Source organism: Antarctobacter heliothermus (assembly GCF_900188425.1).
Classification (GTDB): Bacteria; Pseudomonadota; Alphaproteobacteria; order Rhodobacterales; family Rhodobacteraceae; genus Antarctobacter; species Antarctobacter heliothermus.
Map to the genome: position 1 here is coordinate 1 of NZ_FZON01000130.1, position 2200 is coordinate 2200.

The 2200-nt window shown below is 59.6% G+C and carries 2 protein-coding genes; one reads left to right on the plus strand and one right to left on the minus strand.

Annotated elements, in window-relative coordinates:
- Positions 1 to 283 precede the first annotated feature (283 nt).
- A protein-coding gene (locus CHB90_RS25790) for an IS5 family transposase (protein ID WP_089280544.1) occupies positions 284 to 1041 on the plus strand; the annotation gives its coding sequence in 2 pieces (ribosomal slippage) (positions 284 to 605 and positions 605 to 1041; 759 coding nt in all).
- A 162-nt stretch (positions 1042 to 1203) separates the two neighbouring features.
- Here the strand turns inward: CHB90_RS25790 and CHB90_RS25795 are convergent.
- Positions 1204 to 2121, minus strand: a complete 918-nt coding sequence (locus CHB90_RS25795) for a DUF6880 family protein (protein ID WP_245823394.1) — start codon at positions 2119 to 2121, stop codon at positions 1204 to 1206.
- Between the last annotated feature and the right edge of the window lie 79 nt (positions 2122 to 2200).

Below are 2200 nucleotides of genomic sequence, written 5' to 3' on the forward strand. Positions count from 1 at the left end.
TTGCCGATCACAAGATCAACCGCATCGACGAACTCGCGCCGTGGAATTGGCAGCCACGTTGAATGTCAACGGCGGTCACGCCGGACGGATACAATAGTGCGGAGGTGCGCCTAAGACCGTTGGCAATACACCCTTGAAGACAATCGGTGCCATCGGACTGTGGCGGAGGGAATGACTCGCTCCGCAATTCGGCTGTTTCGGCGTTTCGGATCGGGTCTAGGGTCAGGACCCATTGATTCCCGCTTTGCATCGTGATTCACGGTTCGAAAACCGAGCGTTGAACATGTCTGATCTCTTCTGGCTGACGGATGCGCAGATGGCGCGTCTGGAGCCCTTCTTCCCAAAGTCTCACGGCAAGCCACGCGTCGATGACAGGCGCGTTTTGAGCGGGATTATCTTCATCAATCGCAATGGTTTGCGGTGGCGTGACGCCCCGGCTGCCTATGGGCCGCACAAGACGCTCTACAACCGTTGGAAACGGTGGAGCGACAAGGGCGTCTTCGCGCGGATGATGGCCGGTCTCGCCGCTGAGCACGGCGAACAGAAGACCGTGATGATCGACGCGACGTATCTGAAGGCCCACCGGACAGCGACCAGCATGGGCGTCAAAAAGGGGGGCGTGGACGTCTGATTGGCCGGACCAAGGGCGGCATGAACACCAAACTGCACGCCATCTGCGACAGTCAGGGACGCCCGCTGAACCTGTTCGTGACCGCAGGACAGGTCAGCGACTACATCGGCGCACGGGCGTTGTTGAGCAGCCTGCCAAATGTGGATTGGCTGCTCGGTGATCGCAGATACGATGCCGATTGGTTCCGAGAAGCGTTGCAAGACAAAGGGATACGCGCTTGCATCCCTGGTCGGAAGCAGCGCAAGACCCCGGTCAAATACGACAAGCGCCGGTACAAACGCCGCAACCGTATCGAGATCATGTTCGGCAGGCTCAAGGATTGGCGGCGAGTGGCAACCCGTTACGACCGGTGCCCGAGAGTCTTCCTCTCAGCCATCGCCCTCGCGGCTCTTGTCATCTATTGGCTATGAGTCTTGACCCTACGCCGCCGTTGGCCTTCTCACTGAGATGGCGCTCAAGACTTTGCTTCAAAGGTCCGCTTTCTTCAAGCTGCGCAGCGGCATAAGAAGCGGTAGCCAGAGGCCGGTATGGGCCGGATGCTACATTGTTTCTGAGGCCTTTGAGAAACGGCCTTAGTGATCGACCTTTTCCCAGAATGCGTGTTTGCGTGGATGGGTGCGGCGCAGGTCGCCCACAAAGGCCTCGTGGCTTGGAAAGGCAACGTAATCCGTGATCGCCATATCTGCCCGAGCGCAGGAAGCGAGGTGACGGGCGGCATGGCGGTAGCGTTTGGCGCGGTTGTTTTGAAGGGCAAAGGTGATCATCGACCGCCAGACCAGTGTGGCGGCCAAGGGATGTTCGGCTTCGAGCAATTCGGATGTCGGGGAAAGGAGTTCATAAGCATTGCCACCCAGTTCCTCGCAACGAGACAGGACCAAGTCAGACGCGAGCCTTGGATCGGGCCACTGCAAGCAGAAAATGAGCCCTTGGAGCAGATTGGGATGGTTGCGCACATGGGCACGGGCGCCCAGCAGCGCCTCATCATCTTCGAAATCGGGCAGGCGCGAGACGTAGCGGCGCAGGGTTTCCGCACAAAGGCGCGTTTCAAACCGGGTCCACATGGCGCGACGCAGGTCAGTCTCATTGCCCAGGGCTTCGAGACACGCGAAATGGGCGCTGTCGACCTCAGGCGTATCGAAGAAGCGGTCCTTAAGGTCATCGGAGGCGGTGCAGGTTTCCATGATCCGCAGGGCCTCTTCGGCCCGGTCTGCCGCCAAGAGCCGCCGCGCAGCATCCGGCGCAATCGTGTGGTACGTGAGTTGCTGCGCGCTGTACTGCGACAGCCACGCATCCACATCGCCCTGAGCATCGGCAATGTCGGACAGGATCATCCGGAGCGTTCGGTCGCGGCTGTCTTTTACCATCTCAAGGCGTCGTTCCGCGCTTATAAGGACCCCGAAATACTCGGTTTCGTCCGGGGTGTCGGGCGCATCCATTGCAGCCACAGCACGCGCCTTGAGCGCGGTCAGGCCCGGATTGTGAACAGGCATGCAATTTTGACCCCGTAACGGGGTGATCGGCGTCCAACAATGACCCCCTTACACTGATGTGGATGATGCTCCCGAGGCT